13 protein-coding genes are annotated in these 19354 nt (G+C 39.3%); 10 read left to right on the top strand and 3 right to left on the bottom strand.

Annotated features, from left to right (window positions below):
- The first annotated feature begins 151 nt into the window (after positions 1 to 151).
- The 8 genes from aceE to JEP36_RS03410 all read left to right on the top strand — a co-directional run bounded on the left by aceE (position 152) and on the right by JEP36_RS03410 (position 12480).
- Positions 152 to 2818, top strand: coding sequence for a pyruvate dehydrogenase (acetyl-transferring), homodimeric type (gene aceE / locus JEP36_RS03445; protein WP_109371108.1), 2667 nt, complete (start codon positions 152 to 154; stop codon positions 2816 to 2818).
- A gap of 12 nt (positions 2819 to 2830) precedes the next feature.
- Positions 2831 to 4699, top strand: a complete 1869-nt coding sequence (gene aceF / locus JEP36_RS03440; protein ID WP_198629871.1) for a pyruvate dehydrogenase complex dihydrolipoyllysine-residue acetyltransferase — start codon at positions 2831 to 2833, stop codon at positions 4697 to 4699.
- A 200-nt stretch (positions 4700 to 4899) separates the two neighbouring features.
- A complete protein-coding gene (gene lpdA / locus JEP36_RS03435; RefSeq protein ID WP_109371104.1) occupies positions 4900 to 6327 on the top strand; it encodes a dihydrolipoyl dehydrogenase in 1428 nt (475 codons plus the stop codon).
- A 488-nt stretch (positions 6328 to 6815) separates the two neighbouring features.
- Positions 6816 to 9413 carry a bifunctional aconitate hydratase 2/2-methylisocitrate dehydratase gene (acnB, locus tag JEP36_RS03430; protein WP_198620815.1) on the top strand — a complete coding sequence of 866 codons (2598 nt, stop codon included), beginning with the start codon at positions 6816 to 6818 and terminating at the stop codon, positions 9411 to 9413.
- Between the two features lie 135 nt (positions 9414 to 9548).
- On the top strand, positions 9549 to 9920 hold the full coding sequence (locus JEP36_RS03425; RefSeq protein ID WP_198620814.1) for a YacL family protein: 372 nt from the start codon (positions 9549 to 9551) through the stop codon (positions 9918 to 9920).
- A gap of 92 nt (positions 9921 to 10012) precedes the next feature.
- Positions 10013 to 10873 (top strand): small-conductance mechanosensitive channel MscS, encoded by an 861-nt coding sequence (mscS, locus tag JEP36_RS03420; protein ID WP_198620813.1) that lies wholly within the window; start codon positions 10013 to 10015, stop codon positions 10871 to 10873.
- Positions 10874 to 11037: 164 nt separating this feature from the next.
- On the top strand, positions 11038 to 11661 hold the full coding sequence (argO, locus tag JEP36_RS03415; protein ID WP_198620812.1) for an arginine exporter ArgO: 624 nt from the start codon (positions 11038 to 11040) through the stop codon (positions 11659 to 11661).
- An 84-nt stretch (positions 11662 to 11745) separates the two neighbouring features.
- Positions 11746 to 12480: an oxidative stress defense protein gene (locus JEP36_RS03410; RefSeq protein ID WP_198620811.1), complete on the top strand. Its 735-nt coding sequence runs from the start codon at positions 11746 to 11748 to the stop codon at positions 12478 to 12480.
- A gap of 72 nt (positions 12481 to 12552) precedes the next feature.
- Here the strand turns inward: JEP36_RS03410 and JEP36_RS03405 are convergent, their stop codons facing one another.
- On the bottom strand, positions 12553 to 13452 hold the full coding sequence (locus tag JEP36_RS03405) for a LysR family transcriptional regulator ArgP (RefSeq protein ID WP_198620810.1): 900 nt from the start codon (positions 13450 to 13452) through the stop codon (positions 12553 to 12555).
- 160 nt (positions 13453 to 13612) lie between these two features.
- Between JEP36_RS03405 and rpiA the strand changes: the two genes are divergently transcribed.
- Positions 13613 to 14269, top strand: a complete 657-nt coding sequence (gene rpiA / locus JEP36_RS03400; RefSeq protein WP_072063358.1) for a ribose-5-phosphate isomerase RpiA — start codon at positions 13613 to 13615, stop codon at positions 14267 to 14269.
- A 272-nt stretch (positions 14270 to 14541) separates the two neighbouring features.
- The gene (serA, locus tag JEP36_RS03395; RefSeq protein WP_198620809.1) at positions 14542 to 15792 is read left to right on the top strand and encodes a phosphoglycerate dehydrogenase; all 1251 of its coding nucleotides are present in this window, start codon (positions 14542 to 14544) and stop codon (positions 15790 to 15792) included.
- A 72-nt stretch (positions 15793 to 15864) separates the two neighbouring features.
- Here serA and JEP36_RS03390 read toward each other — a convergent pair whose 3' ends face one another.
- Together JEP36_RS03390 and JEP36_RS03385 are read right to left on the bottom strand one after the other, a co-directional pair.
- Complete coding sequence (locus JEP36_RS03390) at positions 15865 to 17976, bottom strand: type I secretion system permease/ATPase (protein ID WP_198629870.1); 2112 nt, start codon at positions 17974 to 17976, stop codon at positions 15865 to 15867.
- A 16-nt stretch (positions 17977 to 17992) separates the two neighbouring features.
- Positions 17993 to 19354: an HlyD family type I secretion periplasmic adaptor subunit gene (locus JEP36_RS03385; protein ID WP_198629869.1), complete on the bottom strand. Its 1362-nt coding sequence runs from the start codon at positions 19352 to 19354 to the stop codon at positions 17993 to 17995.

Genomic DNA, 19354 nt, shown 5'->3' with positions numbered 1-19354 from the left:
TGACCGCTGAGTCTGTACTATCTATCGCCCTGTGATTTTCAGGGGAAGCGGTAATAACAGCAGGGCCTATCTTCCCGTCATATCAGATGGGTAGAACGGGAAGATAGGCTCCCATAACCATTAAAAACAGATAACAGATAAGGAATACACCATGTCAGATATGCTGAAAAATGACGTGGATCCGATCGAAACTCGCGACTGGTTACAAGCGATCGACTCGGTCATCCGTGAAGAAGGTGTTGAACGTGCACAGTTCCTGATTGATCAGGTATTAAAACAAGCCCGTAATGGTGGTCTTAATATCGCTTTAGGCGGTTCTGTACACAGTGATTATATCAATACCATTCCTGCTGAAGATGAACCCGCTTACCCTGGCAATCTGGAATTAGAGCGTCGTATTCGTTCTGCTATTCGCTGGAACGCAGTAATGATGGTTCTGCGTGCATCCAAAAAAGATTTGGAACTCGGCGGACACATGGCGTCATTCCAATCTTCTGCAACTTTATATGAAGTGTGCTTTAACCATTTCTTCCGTGCGCAAAATGAAACTGATGGCGGCGACTTGGTTTATTTCCAAGGTCATATCTCCCCAGGTATCTATGCACGTGCATTCTTAGAAGGTCGTTTAACAGAAGATCAATTAAACAACTTCCGTCAAGAAATTGGTGGTAAAGGTTTATCTTCTTATCCGCACCCTAAATTAATGCCTGAATTCTGGCAGTTCCCAACAGTTTCTATGGGTCTGGGACCACTATCTGCAATTTATCAGGCTAAGTTCCTGAAATATTTAAATCATCGTGGCTTGAAGAACACCACTGCACAAACTGTGTATGCGTTCTTAGGTGATGGTGAAATGGACGAACCAGAATCTAAAGGTGCTATCACTATCGCTGTTCGCGAAAAATTAGATAACCTGTGCTTCGTTGTTAACTGTAACTTACAGCGCCTTGATGGCCCAGTGACAGGTAACGGTAAAATTGTTAACGAACTAGAAGGTATCTTCGCAGGTGCTGGCTGGAACGTTATCAAAGTGATGTGGGGCGACCGTTGGGACGAACTGCTGCGTAAAGACACTTCTGGTAAACTCGTTCAATTAATGAACGAAACACTGGATGGTGACTACCAAACGTTTAAATCTCGTGACGGTGCTTACGTTCGTGAACACTTCTTCAATCGCTACCCAGAAACTGCTGCATTAGTTAAAGACATGACTGATGACGAGATTTGGGCATTAAACCGCGGTGGTCACGATCCGAAGAAAGTCTTTGCTGCATTCCAAAAAGCAAAAGAGACTCAAGGTAAACCAACTGTTATTTTAGCTCAAACCATCAAAGGTTATGGTATGGGTGAAACGGCAGAAGGTAAAAATATCGCTCACCAAGTTAAGAAAATGAACATGGATGGCGTTCACCATTTCCGTGATCGTTTCAATATTCCTGTTGCTGATGAGCAAATCAAAGACCTGCCTTATATTACTTTTGACAAAGAGTCAGAAGAGTACAAATACCTGCACGCACGTCGTCAGGATTTAGGCGGTTACTTACCAGCTCGTCGTCCACGTTTTGAAGAAAAACTGGATATCCCAACACTAGAAGATTTCAGCCAATTACTGGAAGAACAATCTAAAGAGATTTCAACAACTATCGCATTCGTTCGTGCTCTGAACGTGATGTTGAAAAACAAATCTATCAAAGATCGTTTAGTTCCAATTATTGCTGACGAAGCACGTACTTTCGGTATGGAAGGTCTGTTCCGTCAAATCGGTATTTATAGCCCGAATGGCCAACAATATACGCCTCAAGACCGTGAGCAAGTTGCTTACTATAAAGAAGACGTTAAAGGTCAGATTCTGCAAGAAGGTATCAACGAACTGGGTGCTGGCGCATCTTGGTTAGCGGCTGCAACATCTTACAGCACTAACAATCTGCCAATGATCCCATTCTATATCTACTACTCAATGTTTGGTTTCCAACGTATTGGCGACTTATGCTGGGCAGCAGGCGACCAACAAGCACGTGGTTTCTTAGTAGGTGGTACTTCAGGTCGTACAACACTTAACGGTGAAGGCTTACAGCACGAAGATGGTCATAGCCATATTCAATCGCTGACTATCCCTAACTGTATCTCTTATGATCCAGCATTCGCTTATGAAGTTGCTGTTATCATGCAAGACGGTTTAGAGCGTATGTATGGTGATAAACAAGAAAACGTTTATTACTACATCACTACACTGAACGAAAACTACCATATGCCAGCAATGCCAGCCGGTGTTGAAGAAGGTATCCGTAAAGGTATCTACAAACTGAAATCACACGAAGGTGCGAAAGGTAAAGTTCAGTTACTGGGTTCAGGTTCTATCCTGCGTCACGTTCGTGAAGCCGCAGAAATCCTGTCTGCTGAATACGGTATTGGTTCTGATGTTTATAGCGTAACTTCATTCACTGAATTGGCTCGTGATGGTCAAGATTGTGAACGTTGGAACATGCTGCACCCATCAGAAACACCACGCGTACCTTACATCGCTCAAATTATGAATGATGCACCAGCTGTTGCGTCTACTGACTACATGAAATTGTTTGCTGAACAAGTTCGTACTTATGTACCAGCAGATGATTACCGCGTATTAGGTACTGATGGTTTCGGTCGTTCTGATAGCCGTGAAAACCTGCGTCACCACTTTGAAGTTGATACTTCTTATGTGATTGTTGCTGCATTAGGTGAATTAGCTAAACGTGGTGAGATTGATGTGAAGGTTGTTGAAGAAGCAATCAAAAAATACAACATCAACCCTGAAAAAGTAAACCCACGTCTGGCGTAAGAGGTAAAGTGAATGTCTATTGAAATTAAAGTCCCAGATATCGGTGCTGATGAAGTTGAAGTCACCGAAGTGATGGTGAAAGTGGGTGACCGTATTGAGGAAGAACAATCCTTAATCACCGTAGAAGGCGATAAAGCGTCTATGGAAGTCCCATCACCACAAGCGGGTATTGTTAAAGAGATCAAAATTGCCGTAGGCGATAAAGTCCAAACGGGTTCTCTTATCATGATTTTTGAAGCAGAAGGTGCCGCGCAAGCAGCACCAGCTCAAGCAACTGCACCAGCACCTGCAACAGCTGCGCTGAAAGAAGTTCACGTTCCAGATATCGGTGGTGACGAAGTTGAAGTCACTGAAGTGATGGTAAAAGTGGGCGATAGCGTTGCTGAAGAACAATCACTGATTACTGTTGAAGGCGACAAAGCTTCAATGGAAGTACCAGCACCATTTGCTGGCGTAGTGAAAGAAATTAAAATTGCAACAGGTGATAAAGTGAGCACAGGCTCTCTTATCATGGTATTTGAAGTTGCAGGTAGCGCACCTGTTGCTCAAGCAGCACCAGTACAAGCTCCAACGGCATCTGCACCAGCAGCATCTGCTGTGAAAGAAGTGAATGTTCCAGATATCGGCGGTGATGAAGTTGAAGTTACTGAAGTGATGGTGAAAGTAGGTGATTCCATCTCTGAAGAACAATCTCTGATCACAGTTGAAGGTGACAAAGCTTCAATGGAAGTGCCAGCACCATTTGCAGGTGTGGTTAAAGAGATCAAAATTGCAGTGGGTGACAAAGTGAAAACTGGCTCACTGATCATGACTTTCGAAGTTGCCGGTGCAGCGCCTGTCGCTCAAGCACCAGCAGCAACCGCGCCAGCGCCAGCAAGTTCTGCACCAGCAGCACCAGCAGCACCAGCTAAAGCACAAGCGACTGCGCCAGCTGCGAAAGAAGAGTTTGTTGAAAATGATGCTTATGTTCATGCAACACCAGTTATTCGTCGCTTAGCGCGCGAATTCGGTGTGAATTTAGCGAAAGTAAAAGGTACTGGTCGTAAGGGTCGTATCTTACGTGAAGACGTTCAGTCTTACGTGAAAGAATTAATTAAACGTGCTGAATCAGCGCCAGCTAATGCAGGTGGCGGATTACCTGGCATGTTACCTTGGCCGAAAGTTGACTTCAGCAAGTTTGGTGAAATTGAAGAAGTTGAATTAAGCCGTATCCAGAAGATTTCTGGTGCTAACTTAAGCCGTAACTGGGTGATGATCCCTCACGTAAATCTGTTTGATGAAGCAGATATTACTGAGGTTGAAGAATTCCGTAAGCAGCAAAATAAAGAAGCAGAGAAGAAAAAACTGGATGTTAAGATCACGCCATTAGTCTTCGTAATGAAAGCAGCAGCGAAAGCGCTGGCAGATATGCCTCGTTTTAACAGCTCTATCTCTGAAGATGGACAGAAACTGATCCTGAAAAAATACATCAATATCGGTATCGCAGTAGATACACCTAACGGTCTTGTTGTTCCTGTTTTCAAAGATGTTAACAAAAAAGGCATTATCGAACTGTCTTATGAGTTAGCTGAAGTTTCTAAGAAAGCGCGTGCAGGTAAACTGACAGCAGCAGATATGCAAGGCGGATGTTTCACTATTTCTAGCCTTGGTGGTATCGGTACTACCGGTTTTGCACCAATCGTTAACGCACCAGAAGTTGCGATTATGGGACTTTCCCGTTCTTCTATGAAACCTGTATGGAATGGTAAAGAATTCGTACCACGCTTGATTTTACCAATGTCACTATCTTTCGATCACCGTGTGATCGATGGTGCTGATGGTGCTCGATTCATCACTCTGATTAATCAGTACATGAGTGATTTACGTCGTTTGGTAATGTAATTTTAAAACCGGTGCTTAGCGCCGGTTTCTCTGATTACAGTGATGGGTTTTACAGTCATACATCTTAGGTTGTGAGATCCGTCATGTTAGAGCGCTTTTCAGTTTATTAACATTTCTGTAAACTGCATGCGGTATGTAAGTCTCGGTGTTAAATATGGATTATCGTCTGACTCGCCGGACAAATAAATAATGAGGTCACGATGAGTACTGAAATTAAAGCACAGGTAGTGGTTCTCGGTGCAGGCCCTGCGGGTTATTCCGCGGCGTTCCGTTGCGCTGACTTAGGTTTAGAAACAGTTTTAGTTGAACGTCACTCTACTTTAGGTGGTGTTTGTCTGAACGTGGGTTGTATCCCTTCTAAAGCGTTACTCCACGTTGCTAAAGTTATCGAAGAAGCGAAAGCATTGTCTGAACACGGTGTTGTATTTGACGCACCAAAAACAGATATCGACAAAATTCGCATCTGGAAAGATAAAGTTATCTCTCAGTTAACGGGTGGCTTAGCGGGCATGGCTAAAGGCCGTAAAGTTACTGTCGTTAATGGCGAAGCACGATTCACTGGTTCTCATACATTGTCTGTTGAAGGTGCTGAAGGTGCAACTACCATCACTTTTGACAATGCAATCGTTGCTGCCGGCTCACGTCCAATCGAATTACCATTCATTCCACATGAAGATCCTCGTGTATGGGACTCAACAGATGCACTGCAACTGAAAACCGTACCAGAGCGTTTACTGGTTATGGGTGGTGGTATCATCGGTCTGGAAATGGGAACGGTTTATCACTCTCTGGGTTCTCAGATTGACGTAGTTGAAATGTTTGATCAGGTTATTCCTGCTGCTGATAAAGACGTGGTTAAAGTATTTACCAAACGTATCAGCAAGAAATTTAACCTGATGCTAGAAACCAAAGTAACTGCGGTTGAAGCAAAAGAAGATGGCATCTACGTAACAATGGAAGGCAAAAAAGCCCCAGCAGAACCACAACGTTACGATGCAGTATTAGTTGCTATCGGTCGTGTACCTAACGGTAAACTGTTAGACGCGGGTAAAGCAGGTATCGAAGTTGATGATCGTGGCTTTATCCATGTTGATAAACAAATGCGTACTAACGTACCTCACATCTTTGCTATCGGTGACATCGTTGGTCAACCAATGCTGGCTCACAAAGGTGTCCATGAAGGTCACGTTGCAGCAGAAGTTATCTCTGGTAAGAAACATTACTTCGATCCTAAAGTTATTCCATCAATCGCTTATACTGAACCAGAAGTTGCATGGGTTGGTATGACTGAAAAAGAAGCGAAAGAGAAAGGTGTTAGCTATGAAGTGGCTTCTTTCCCTTGGGCGGCATCAGGCCGTGCAATCGCATCAGATTGTGCTGATGGTATGACTAAACTGATTTTCGACAAAGAAACTAACCGTGTTATCGGTGGTGCAATTGTTGGTTCTAACGGTGGTGAACTGTTAGGTGAAATCGGTCTGGCAATTGAAATGGGTTGTGATGCTGAAGATATCGCATTAACTATCCACGCTCACCCAACGTTATACGAATCAATTGGTATGGCTGCGGAAGTATTTGAAGGTAGCATCACTGACCTGCCAAATCCAAAAGCGAAAAAGAAAAAATAAGCGACTCGTTTACTGAAAACAGTTTACTAAAGTTGTTTAAATGATAAGGGCTAAGTTCTTTATAGAACTTGGCTCTTTTTTTATGGTTTCTATTTAGAATATGACTGTTTTGTGAAGACTCATATCGATTATTATGTGCATTAGTCGTTTATTTAACCGTTAATTTCACTTTAGTGCTAATTTGGGTATTAAAAAAACTATAAAAAGTGTGGTTATTAACCCAAATCTTGGTTAAAAGTCTCTGTTATATATTTTGTTTAAGTGTTTTAATCTGAATAAGTGGATATTTGAATCTGATTAATGTTACTTTTATGTGAACGAATTAACATCGTGTTGAAGATTTGCTATGCTGATAGCCCTTAGCTGGGCATAATTTTACAACCTCTTATGTTTTATGCGAGCAAAAGATCCTCTGACCTGGCATCCTTCAACAGACAGGGTGCAGACAGCCGGGTTATACAAAATGACAAAGAAGCGAGGAGACAGTCGTGCTAGAAGAATACCGTAAGCACGTAGCAGAGCGTGCAGCTGAAGGTGTCGTTCCAAAACCTCTCGATGCCACACAAACAGCCGCACTTGTTGAGCTATTAAAAAATCCCCCTAAAGGTGAAGAAGAATTTCTTCTTGATTTAATTGTTAACCGCGTTCCACCCGGAGTTGATGAAGCTGCCTATGTTAAGGCGGGCTTTTTAACTGCCCTCGCGAAAGGCGAAACCACATCACCTCTTATCACACCAGAAAAAGCTGTTGAATTATTAGGCACCATGCAAGGTGGCTATAATATCCATGCATTAATTGAGTCTCTGGAAAATGATAAGTTAGCACCAATTGCAGCCAAAGCGCTTTCTCACACATTACTGATGTTTGATAACTTCTATGATGTTGAGGAAAAAGCGAAAGCAGGCAACGTTTATGCTAAGCAAATTATGCAATCTTGGGCTGATGCACAGTGGTTTACTGAGCGCCCTGCACTAGCGGAAAAAATTACTGTTACCGTATTTAAAGTCACTGGTGAAACTAATACCGATGACTTATCTCCAGCACCTGATGCTTGGTCCCGCCCTGATATCCCATTACATGCTTTAGCAATGCTGAAAAATGCGCGCGAAGGCATTGAGCCTGACCAGCCGGGTAGCGTAGGCCCAATTAAACAAATCGAAGCATTAAATAAGAAAGGCTTTCCACTGGCTTATGTTGGTGATGTTGTTGGGACTGGCTCATCACGTAAATCAGCAACTAACTCTGTACTCTGGTTTATGGGAGACGACATTCCGTTCGTTCCTAATAAACGAGGTGGTGGTGTTGTTCTTGGCGGCAAAATCGCGCCTATCTTCTTTAATACTATGGAAGATGCGGGAGCACTCCCAATCGAAGTCGATGTTTCTAAATTAAATATGGGTGATGTTATTGATATTTACCCATACAAAGGTGAAATTCGTAACCATGAAACAAATGAGTTACTGGAAACCTTTGAGCTGAAAACAGAAGTATTAATTGATGAAGTGCGTGCTGGTGGTCGTATTCCATTGATCATTGGTCGTGGATTAACGTCAAAAGCGCGTGAATCGCTAGGTTTACCGGTTAGCACATTGTTCCGTCATGCTAAACCTGTTGAAGAAAGCAACCGTGGATTCTCTTTAGCACAGAAAATGGTTGGTCGTGCTTGTGGTCGTACAGGTATTCGCCCTGGCGAATATTGCGAGCCAAAAATGACCTCTGTGGGTTCACAAGATACCACAGGTCCAATGACCCGTGATGAGCTAAAAGACTTGGCGTGTCTTGGTTTCTCTGCTGATTTAGTGATGCAATCATTCTGTCATACCGCGGCCTATCCAAAACCAGTAGATGTTACAACACATCACACCTTACCTGATTTTATTATGAACCGTGGCGGAGTTTCACTGCGTCCTGGTGACGGTATTATCCACTCATGGTTAAACCGCATGTTACTGCCTGATACTGTTGGTACAGGCGGTGACTCACATACTCGTTTCCCTATTGGTATCTCATTCCCAGCAGGTTCAGGCTTAGTGGCTTTTGCTGCGGCAACAGGAGTAATGCCATTAGATATGCCAGAATCTGTTCTGGTACGTTTTAAAGGTGAAATGCAACCGGGTGTGACACTGCGTGATTTAGTTCATGCTATTCCTTATTACGCGATCCAAGACGGTTTACTGACAGTTGAGAAAAAAGGTAAGAAAAATATTTTCTCTGGTCGTATTCTTGAGATTGAAGGCTTACCAGAGCTTAAAGTAGAACAGGCATTTGAGCTTGCTGACGCATCAGCAGAGCGCTCAGCAGCAGGTTGTACGATTAAACTGGATAAAGCGCCTATCATTGAATATCTGCAATCTAATATCATCTTACTGAAATGGATGATTGCTGAAGGTTATGGCGACCGCCGTACTATCGAACGTCGTATTACATCAATGGAAAACTGGCTGAAAGATCCTCAATTACTTGAAGCTGATGCAGATGCAGAATATGCGGCTGTTATCGAAATCGATTTAAATGAGATCAAAGAGCCAATTTTATGTGCGCCGAATGATCCTGATGATGCACGTCTGCTCTCAGAAGTGGCAAACAGCAAAATTGATGAAGTGTTTATTGGTTCTTGTATGACCAATATTGGTCACTTCCGTGCTGCGGGCAAACTGCTTGATCAGCATAAAGGCCAATTACCAACACGTTTATGGGTTGCACCACCAACAAAAATGGATGCGGCACAATTAACGGAAGAAGGCTATTACAGCGTCTTTGGTAAGAGTGGTGCACGTATCGAAGTGCCGGGTTGTTCATTGTGTATGGGTAACCAAGCACGCGTTGCTGATGGTGCAACAGTGGTTTCAACATCGACACGTAACTTCCCTAATCGTTTAGGTACAGGTGCGAATGTGTATCTTGCTTCTGCGGAGCTTGCCGCAGTTGCGTCATTATTAGGTCGTTTACCTGAGCCACAAGAGTATCTGGACTTTATGAGTAAAGTGGATGAAACCGCAGAAGATACTTATCGCTATTTAAACTTTGACCAACTAGAGCAATATACAGATAAAGCAGACCAAGTTATTTTCCAAACAACGGTATAATGATTAATTTATTGCTTTAAAGTATTTTATATGAACAAACGGGAGGCAAATGCCTCCCGTTTTTTGTTATTTTTGTCATAATAAGAATAAGATATTTTTTATCAAAAAGTAGCAGCTTAATAAGGGGCGTACACCATGGATTATGAATTTCAGCGAGATCTCACTGGCGGTATACTAGCCCGTTTTTCGATGGATCATGAAGCAATAGGCTATTGGCTGAATGATGAAATTCAGGGCGATATTAGTCTGATAGATCAAATTCTTGAAGAAATGGAAGGTATTAAAGGTAGTGAAAGACAGTGGGAATTAATCGGTAAAGAATACAGCCTTTCTATTGATGACGAAGAAGTGATGATAAGAGCGAATACATTACATTTTGAAACAGATGAAATGGAAGAGGGCATGAGTTATTACGATAACGAGAGCATTGCTTTTTGTGGGCTAGATGATTTCGCTACTATGCTACAAAAATACCGGTTATTTATTCTGGAAAATAGAAAAAATTAACAAATCCTATATATTTTTGGAATAAATCTGCCACAATATACTATTGAATTACTCTTCTTTTTATTACGTTTTTAAGTTTAAAAGGTGGTCTAATGAATGAATTACCTGCTAGTTTAGATGAAGCAACAGGTTGGTTTGTCGCCAATCAAGATCTCTTTATTCAGTATGCAGTCAATATTGTTGCCGCATTTTTGATCCTATTTATAGGTTTATTTGTGGCAAAAATGATTGGAAAAGGTGTTGCTAGAGTTTTAACGTTACGTCATATCGATGCTACTGTCGTGACATTCTTATCTGTTTTAGTGCGTTACACTGTTGTCGCTTTCACTTTAATTGCAGTATTAGGCCGATTAGGTGTACAAACGGCTTCTGTTATTGCTGTATTAGGTGCGGCTGGTTTAGCGGTTGGTTTAGCTTTACAAGGCTCACTTTCAAACTTTGCTGCTGGTGTGCTTATTGTTATTTTCCGCCCAATTCGTGCAGGCGAATATGTGATTATAGGGGCTGTGGAAGGTACCGTTAGAGATGTCCAAATTTTCTCAACGACTTTGCGCTCAGCCGATGACAGAATTATTGTTATCCCAAATAGTAAGATAATCAGTAGCGAAGTGATTAACTTAACGCGAGAGCCTGATCGCCGTACTCAAATCATTGTTGGTGTAGCGTATGATGCTGACATTGATATGGTAAAAAAAGTATTAGGTGATGTCGTTGCTAAAGACAAACGTATTCAACATGATAAAGGCGTGACTATCCGTTTACATGAAATGGCACCGTCTTCATTAAATTTTGTGGTACGAGTGTGGACAAAAAATGATGATGCGTGGCCTGTCTATTGGGACTTAATGGAAGACTTTAAACGCACATTGGATGCAAATAAAATTGGTATTCCATTCCCACAAATGGATGTCTATATGCATCAAATACAAAGTACGACGACTAAAGCAGAATAGTCACACTAAAATAGATGATTTAGAGCCACGTTAATAACGTGGCTTTTTTGTATTTATTGCCATTAGTTTTTCTTATTATCAATAAGAATGATTCATTTCATCTAATATCAAAACCCCTCTATTATTCATCCAATATTAAACGAATAATTATTAGGATATTTTGCATGTTCACAACTTTTTTTCAGGGGTTCTTATTAAGTGCAGCAATGATTTTACCAATAGGGGCTCAGAATGCCTTTGTTTTACAACAAGGAAGTAAAAAACAGTTTCATTTGATGAGTGCATTTTTATGCGCTTTAAGTGATGTTATTTTGATCTCGGCAGGTGTCTTTGGTGGAAGTGCCCTACTTAGCCAATCAGAAATACTTTTATTACTGATCACTTGGGGTGGAGTCGCGTTCTTATTATGGTATGGCTGGAATGCATTTAAAACTGCTTTTTCAAAAGATATTGAATTGTCACAAAGCGAAAATCAGGTAAAAAGCCGTTGGCGTGTGATCGTAACATTAGTTGCCGTAACATGGCTTAATCCTCATGTTTATTTAGATACTTTTGTTGTGATAGGTAGTATTGGCGGGCAATTAACGTCAGAACTTCGTCCTTGGTTTACATTTGGTGCGGTATTTGCCTCTATAAGCTGGTTTTTTGCGTTATCGCTCTTAGCAGCTTGGTTTTCTCCAATATTAAGCAAAGCGCGCGCTCAACGTATTATTAATCTGTTTGTAGGATGTATAATGTGGTTTATTGCTATTCAATTAGCTGCACAAGGATGGAAAACACTCTTTTAATCTTAAAGAACTTTACATCAGATATGCTAAGGTTCTTCTTAGCCATAAAAGATGGTCTTAAATTTTATTATGTCGGGGGTTTTTGTGAAATTAAAAGCAATTGTATTAGCATCCGTGTTTATGCTGGGATTACCTTCTTTTGCATTAGCGGCGTCTGAGCCAGAAGGGCCTCATATCACAACATCGGGTAATGCGACAATTAAAGCCGCTCCTGATATGGCAACATTAAATATTCAGGTTAACGAAAGAGCAAAAGATGCAGCTCAGGCTAAGAAACAAGTTGATGAGCGTGTTGCAAAATATTTTGCCTTCTTAAAAGAAAATGGTGTTGTTAAAGAAGATATTGATGCTGCTAATATCCGTACTCAACCAAATTATGAGTACGATAAAAAAGCAGAGCGTTCAGTGATTAATGGTTATACCGCAACACGTACTGTTAATGTTAAAATTAAGAAATTAGAACAGCTTAATACGTTGCTTGATGGCGCATTAGCAGCTGGTTTAAATGAGATTAATAACGTTGAATTTGGTGTCAATAATCCAGAACAATACAAAACAAAAGCACGAGAAGTTGCGATTAAAAATGCAATTGATCAAGCAACGTCAGTAGCAAAAGGTTTCGGTGCAGATTTAGGTGCTGTTTATAGCGTGAGTTATCGTGCGCCAGAAGCCACACCTTATCCAATCGCACAAGTGCGTATGGATGCAATGGCATTAAAAGCACAAGCACCTGCTGCTGTGCAAGAAACCTATGAACAGCAAAGCATCGAGTTTAAAGATTATGTTGATGTGGTTTTTGAATTAAAACGCACTAAATAATCATGTGGTGATAAAAATAAATAGGCTTCAATATGAAGCCTATTTATTGTGTTAATAAGATGAAATAGCGTATTACTCTTCATCCTGTTTTAAAACTTTACGGCCAAAATCAATGAGTGCGTCTGTCACTTTTCTCATAGTTCTACTTTCTGGCGCAAATCGGTGCCAATAAAGCATACGTCGCTGGTAAAGCCCTGGAGTTAAATCAACCAACTCTCCGCTTTTTAGTTCATTAGCAATTTGCAGATGAGGGATCATACAACAGGTTGAACCTTGTTTAGCTAATTGCACAAAGGCTTCAGATGAGTTCACGATATGACACGGCACACTACCAGGTGATAAGCCGAAATTTTGTTGTAAAAATGCCTGATGCATATCATCAAGATGGTCAAATGCGACTGCTGGCGCTTTTAATAACGAAGATTTTGTTACGCCATTGGAAAAGTAGCGTTGAGCAAAGTCAGGAGAAGCAACGAATAGGTAATCGAGAGCGCCTAATTGATCGACAAGGCAACTTGGTAGTGCTTGTGGCTGAATACTGATTGCACCAACCACTTCGCCTCGTCTTAATCGTTCTTGAGTACGAGTTTCATCTTCTACTTGAATATTGAGACGAATAGGCAGTTGCGTTAAGACGGGATGTAAAGCAGGCAATAACCATGTTGCTAAACTGTCAGCATTCACCGCCAAAGAGAGTAAAAGAGGCGTAGAACCGCTATTTTCATCACCTAACCATTGTTCTTCAAGTAATTCTACTTGATGCAATAGCGCTAATAATTTTTGTCCTTGCTCAGTGGGTTGAGGTGGAACAGTTCTGACTAATAGCGGTTGCCCGAATAAGTTTTCTAATTGTTTGATACGCTGTGAAACGGCAGATTGTGTAATACATAACTTTTGCGCGGCTCTTTCAAAGCCACGTTCTCGAATGACGGCATCAAGGGCTTGTAATGCTCGATAATCAGGGCGTTTCATTAACAGACTCTCTTCGATTTTATATTCTATTGCTTACTATGCCATATTTTTCGTTGTAATGAGTTAAAATGTTGCTTCTCAGTTTTTGATGTGTCTCGTGCTAGTTTTGAATGCAATATGCTATTCTTAGTCCATTAACGTGATAAATAAGGTTTTTTAAATGACTCAGGATGAATTGAAAAAAGCAGTAGGTTGGGCGGCGCTTGAATATGTAAAACCAGGCACGATTGTGGGTGTCGGTACTGGCTCTACGGCTTCTCACTTTATTGATGCATTAGCAACAATGAAAGGTCAAATCGAAGGCACAGTTTCAAGTTCAGAAGCATCAACTGCAAAATTAAAAAGTTACGGCATTCCTGTTTTTGATTGTAATGAAGTTGACTCTTTAGACATTTATGTTGATGGTGCTGATGAAATTAACCATCACATGCAAATGATCAAAGGTGGCGGAGCAGCATTAACCCGTGAAAAAATTATCGCAGGTGTAGCGAAAACATTTATCTGTATTGTTGATGAATCTAAACAAGTCGACGTATTAGGTAAATTCCCACTACCAGTAGAAGTCATTCCAATGGCGCGCTCTTATGTTGCTCGTGAATTGGTCAAACTGGGTGGTTTACCTGAATATCGTGAAAATGTGGTAACGGATAACGGTAACGTTATTTTAGACGTTCATAACTTAACTATTCTTAATCCTATTGAACTGGAAAACAAAATTAACAGTATTCCAGGTGTTGTAACCGTAGGATTATTTGCTAACCGTGGTGCGAATGTTGTTTTAATGGGTACCTCTGAAGGTGTGAAAACCATTAAGTAATTCTTTTTAAGATAGGTAGCGATGGCTACCTATTTTTTAAATTATTTTAGAAACTGCAAATTCAGTGATATATATCACACGACAGTTATATCTCTCTTTAAAATCCTGCCATTTTCAAAGTCAAAATCATTTTACTCGGTAGAAAATCGCTTTCTTTACCGCTTATTCTGTCATCACAGCAATCGGTTGTATTGCCACAAAATCTATTTTTGTTATGTTGTTGAGACAGGATTTTGTTTTTCATTAAATGTAATAACGATAGGGCAGGGTAAATGGTCAAAGTATCTTTGGAAAAAGAAAAAATAAAGTTTCTACTCCTCGAAGGTGTGCACCAAAGTGCAGTAGAAAATTTAAGAGCTGCGGGTTATACCAATATTGAATATCACAAAGGCGCATTATCGGACGAAGAATTAAAAGAAGCTATCCGTGATGCACGTTTTGTTGGTCTTCGTTCCCGCACTCATTTAACAGAAGAGATTTTTGCTGCGGCTGAAAAATTAGTTGCAGTGGGATGCTTTTGTATTGGTACCAATCAGGTTGATTTAGAGGCTGCTGCCCGTCGTGGTATTCCTGTTTTCAACGCACCTTTCTCAAACACCCGTTCCGTGGCTGAGATGGTGCTTGGCGAATTACTGTTATTACTGCGTCGTATTCCTGAAGCCAATGCGAAAGCTCATCGTGGTGTTTGGGATAAACAAGCCAAAGGCTGTTTTGAAGCACGAGGTAAAAAACTGGGTATTATTGGTTATGGTCACATTGGCACACAATTAGGTATTTTAGCCGAAAGTGTGGGTTTAGATGTCTATTTCTATGATATTGAAAACAAACTGCCATTAGGTAATGCAACGCAAATTCGTCATCTCTCTGAACTGTTGAATATGTGTGACATTGTCAGCTTACATGTGCCAGAAACACCATCAACCAAGAATATGATTGGACATGAAGAAATTCAGCGTATGAAGCCGGGAGCAATTCTTGTCAACGCTTCTCGTGGTACGGTGGTTGATATTCCTGCATTGGCTCAAGCGTTAGAATCAAAACATTTATCTGGTGCTGCGGTTGACGTATTCCCATCAGAGCCGGGTGCGAATAATGATCCTAACGATCCGTTTGTTTCTGAACTTATCAAGTTCGACAATGTGATATTAACACCACATATCGGTGGTTCAACTCAAGAAGCGCAAGAAAACATTGGCTATGAAGTTGCGGGTAAATTAGCGAAATATTCAGATAACGGCTCTACATTATCTGCTGTTAATTTCCCAGAAGTATCACTGCCAAGCCACGGCGACGATGTAAACCGTTTACTGCATATTCATGAAAACCGCCCAGGTATGATGAATAGCATCAATAAAGTGTTTACTGAAGAAAATATCAACGTAGCCGCGCAATATTTACGTACGTCAGGTAACGTAGGTTATGTTGTGATCGATATTACAACACAAACGAAAGCTCAAGCTGAGTTAGTGTTACAAAAACTCAAAGCATTACCGGGAACAATCCGCGCTCGTATGCTTTACTAATTATTAATAAATTATTCGTAATATATTGAAGGCTCGAAATATCGAGCCTTTTTTGTATCTTTTAATCTTTATTTATTGAATTTGTTGCTGCCATAATTGGTAATAGAGTGCTTGGTTTTCTAATAAATGAGAGTGAGAGCCTTCTTCTAATACCTGCCCTTTATCTATTACATAAATATAATCTGAATGCGCTAATGTATTAAGACGGTGCGCAATACTAATTACGGTTCTGTTTTTACAAATCTGAGGTAAATTCGCTAAAATTTGTGCTTCAGACTCATAGTCTAATGCAGATGTTGCTTCATCTAAAATAAGAATACGTGGATTAGTTAATAAGGCTCTAGCAAGTGCAATACGCTGGCGTTGCCCGCCTGATAAATTAGAACCTCTTTCTCCTACTTGTGTATTAAATCCTAAAGGAAGTTGATTAATAAAATCTAAAGCGCCAGCAAGTCGAGCCGCTTCTGTTATTTCCTCTTCACTCGCATTCGGTTTTGATAAACGAATATTTTCAAAAATAGAGCCACTAAATAAAAAGCTCTCTTGTAAAACGATACTCATACTTTGGCGTAGAGATAAAGGATCAGCGATAGCTAAATCCATGCCATCAATATAAATTTTTCCTTGTTGGGGCGTATAGAAACGTTGAATTAAGCGAGTAAGAGTACTTTTTCCTGAGCCAGAACGCCCTGTAATACCAATAAATTTCCCTGCTGGAATAGATAAAGAAAGTGACTCAATAACATCAGGTGTCTTGTCTGTGTAACGAAAATAGACATTTGAAAAAGTAATGCTCCCTGTTATTTTAGGAACGGTAGCTAATCCTTGGTATTGGTGTTCTGTGGGATTACTTAAAATATCACCAATACGGCGCAAAGAAATGGATGTTTGTTGAAAATCTTGCCAACATTGCGCTAAACGTAAAATAGGTTGTGTAATATGGGCGGCAAATAAATTAAACGCGATAAGTTCACCTACGGTCATTTGTGCATTAATAATGAAATTGACGCCTTGCCATAAAATAATTGCAGTAGTGATCTTATGAATAATAAAAATAAATTGCTGAGCGAATAACGCTTTTTTAGCACCTGAAAAACGTTTATTAATATGATCGGTCAACTTGTATTGCCACTTTTCTATAAAATGACTTGCTGTCGCCGTCACTTTAATGGTTTCTATGCCATTTATCGCTTCTGTCAGTAGACTAATATTATCTGCGTTGGTTTGATATTCTTGCTTTACCCAATAACGAATGATAGGTCCTAGAATAAGCCAAAATATAAAATAAAGAACTAAAGAACTTAATGTTATCCACGTTAAGGTTGATGAATAAATAAACATCACAAAGATAAACACAGCAATAAAAATAAGATCAAGGACCATCATCAATGCTGAACCAGTAATAAATTGTCTGATATGTGAAAGCTCTTGTATACGAGCAATGATTTGTCCAGATGGGCGTTGAGTAAAAAAATGACTCGGTAAGCGGATGAGATGTTGATACGCTTTTCCTGAAAATTCAGCACTTAATTGACAAGATATAAATGCATATAACTTATCTCGCAAAAAAAGATATATGGGTTCCGTGATAGCAATTAAGACGAATAGACAGCCAAATAGATGTAAATTAGATAAATTTCTCCCCGTTAAAACGGTATCGATAAATTTTTCAAAAATAATGGGATTCACTAAAGCAAAGAGTTGAATGCAACAAGATAAAATAAAAAACAGGAATAATGATTTTTTCTGCTTTAGTATAGAAGGAATAAACCAATTTAGATTAAATTTTGATAATGATGAAGAGGGCTCTTTAGCAATAAGTTGTAATGTATTAAGCTTTTTTTCTTTATCAATGACATGCTCGGTTTTTATATTATTTGTAGGATTTATAATAATTAATGTTTTTTCTTTTGTTTTTTTTAAAATATACCAAGAATCATTTATTTCTATAAGGGTATCGATAATAAGATGCTCATTATAATCGAATAAGGAGAAATCACCTTTTAATTCCAAAAGTTGAATGGCTTCAAGAATATCCCACTTATTAAGATGATCTTCTTTACCCAGGAAATGAATAACTTGCTCTTTTTTTATCTTTCCAGTTTGTGTTTTTGAAAAATAAATTAGTCCATCAATAATTGATGAGTGATATTTTTTTTCTTTCTCTAAATTAATATTGTTCATGATATTAAGCACCTTATTATTTTTCTGTTAGTGCGTTATGACGGTAAACTTCTATTGGGCTTAAGAAATAGTCAATAACACGACGTCTATCGATAATAATTTCAGCGACTAAAGACATCCCAGGAGCAAGGTTATATTGTTGATTATTGCTTTCTATCATTTGCGTATTTAGTTCAATTTTTGCGGGATAAACTAAACCTAGCTGCTCATGTTGAACGGAATCTCTGGCGATATTGGTTATATTTCCTTCTAAGGTGCCATAACGAGTGTAAGGAAAAGCATCTATTTTTATCATTGCTTTTTGCCCTACATGAATAAAACCAATATCTTTATTGAGAATATTAACTTCTGCTATATTGTGCTGATTATCAGGAATTATCGTCATCACTTGTTGTGATGGCTGTAAGATACTGCCAAGTGTGTAATTTGTGATTTGTTGTACAGTACCTGTAACGGGAGAACGGACGATTTTTAGCTGTTGTCGTTTTTGGGCATGATTAAGATTTTGGCTATAAATTAATAGTTCACTTTCATACTGTTTATATTTATCATGCCATTCTAATTTTTTCTGTTTCTCTAACTGATCTAAATTTTCATTTAGTTTTTTCTCTTGACTCTTAATAAGTTGATATTCAGCATTCTTAATTGTAATGACTCGGTTTATTTCTAATAATTCTTTTTCATTTTCTAAATATTCCATTTGGCTAATTATTTTTTTTATAAAGAGCTTTTCCTTAAGAATAAAACGTTGTTTAATATTTTCTTTTAATATATTTAATGATAATAGTTCATTATGGATCATGGTTTGATTTTTATTATTCACCTCGATTTCGGCATCAATTAAATTTATATTACTTTCAAATTCATCTTTTTCTTTTTGGTAACTGATAAGAATAGATTTTTTTGTTTTTTCATCTAATTTATTAAAATGATAAAGTTTTTGTGGAGATGTTTCTTGGCTTAATGCTTGATAACGAAGTTTAAGTAACAGCAGACTATCTATTTTTTTCTGTATTCCCTTAACTTCCTCATCAACACCCAGTATATCGAGTGTTAATAATGCATCACCTTGATTTACTTTTTGTCCCTCTTTTACATGAAGGACAGCAAGGCGGCTATGCTCATAAATTTGAATAACTTGAGAATGCCCTGCAACAATAAGTTTACCTGTTGCAGATGATTGTACATTTAATTTACCTAAATAAGCCCACATAAGAAAAGCGATAACACTGAATGAAATAATTGACGCAATATAACGACTATATGGCGTTAAAGGTTTTTCAATAAGTGCAATATGATTAGGGTAGAAATCATAATTAATATTCTTTCTCTTACGCTGAAATACTTTAGAAAGTGCAGATTTTATATTTAGGTTCAT

This window comes from Proteus sp. PR00208, assembly GCF_016238545.1.
Taxonomy (GTDB): domain Bacteria; phylum Pseudomonadota; class Gammaproteobacteria; order Enterobacterales; family Enterobacteriaceae; genus Proteus.
Note: the sequence above shows the minus strand (reverse complement) of the source record. Positions and strands in the feature narration are given on the sequence as shown.

Bases quoted from the DNA above. Each gene is read 5' to 3' on its own strand.
- lpdA (WP_109371104.1), top strand. From the start codon at position 4,900: ATGAGTACTGAAATTAAAGCACAGGTAGTGGTTCTCGGTGCAGGCCCT.
- aceE (WP_109371108.1), top strand. From the start codon at position 152: ATGTCAGATATGCTGAAAAATGACGTGGATCCGATCGAAACTCGCGAC.
- mscS (WP_198620813.1), top strand. From the start codon at position 10,013: ATGAATGAATTACCTGCTAGTTTAGATGAAGCAACAGGTTGGTTTGTC.
- aceF (WP_198629871.1), top strand. From the start codon at position 2,831: ATGTCTATTGAAATTAAAGTCCCAGATATCGGTGCTGATGAAGTTGAA.
- argO (WP_198620812.1), top strand. From the start codon at position 11,038: ATGTTCACAACTTTTTTTCAGGGGTTCTTATTAAGTGCAGCAATGATT.
- JEP36_RS03405 (WP_198620810.1), bottom strand. From the start codon at position 13,452: ATGAAACGCCCTGATTATCGAGCATTACAAGCCCTTGATGCCGTCATT.
- JEP36_RS03425 (WP_198620814.1), top strand. From the start codon at position 9,549: ATGGATTATGAATTTCAGCGAGATCTCACTGGCGGTATACTAGCCCGT.
- rpiA (WP_072063358.1), top strand. From the start codon at position 13,613: ATGACTCAGGATGAATTGAAAAAAGCAGTAGGTTGGGCGGCGCTTGAA.
- serA (WP_198620809.1), top strand. From the start codon at position 14,542: ATGGTCAAAGTATCTTTGGAAAAAGAAAAAATAAAGTTTCTACTCCTC.
- JEP36_RS03390 (WP_198629870.1), bottom strand. From the start codon at position 17,976: ATGAACAATATTAATTTAGAGAAAGAAAAAAAATATCACTCATCAATT.
- JEP36_RS03385 (WP_198629869.1), bottom strand. From the start codon at position 19,354: ATGAACCTAAATATAAAATCTGCACTTTCTAAAGTATTTCAGCGTAAG.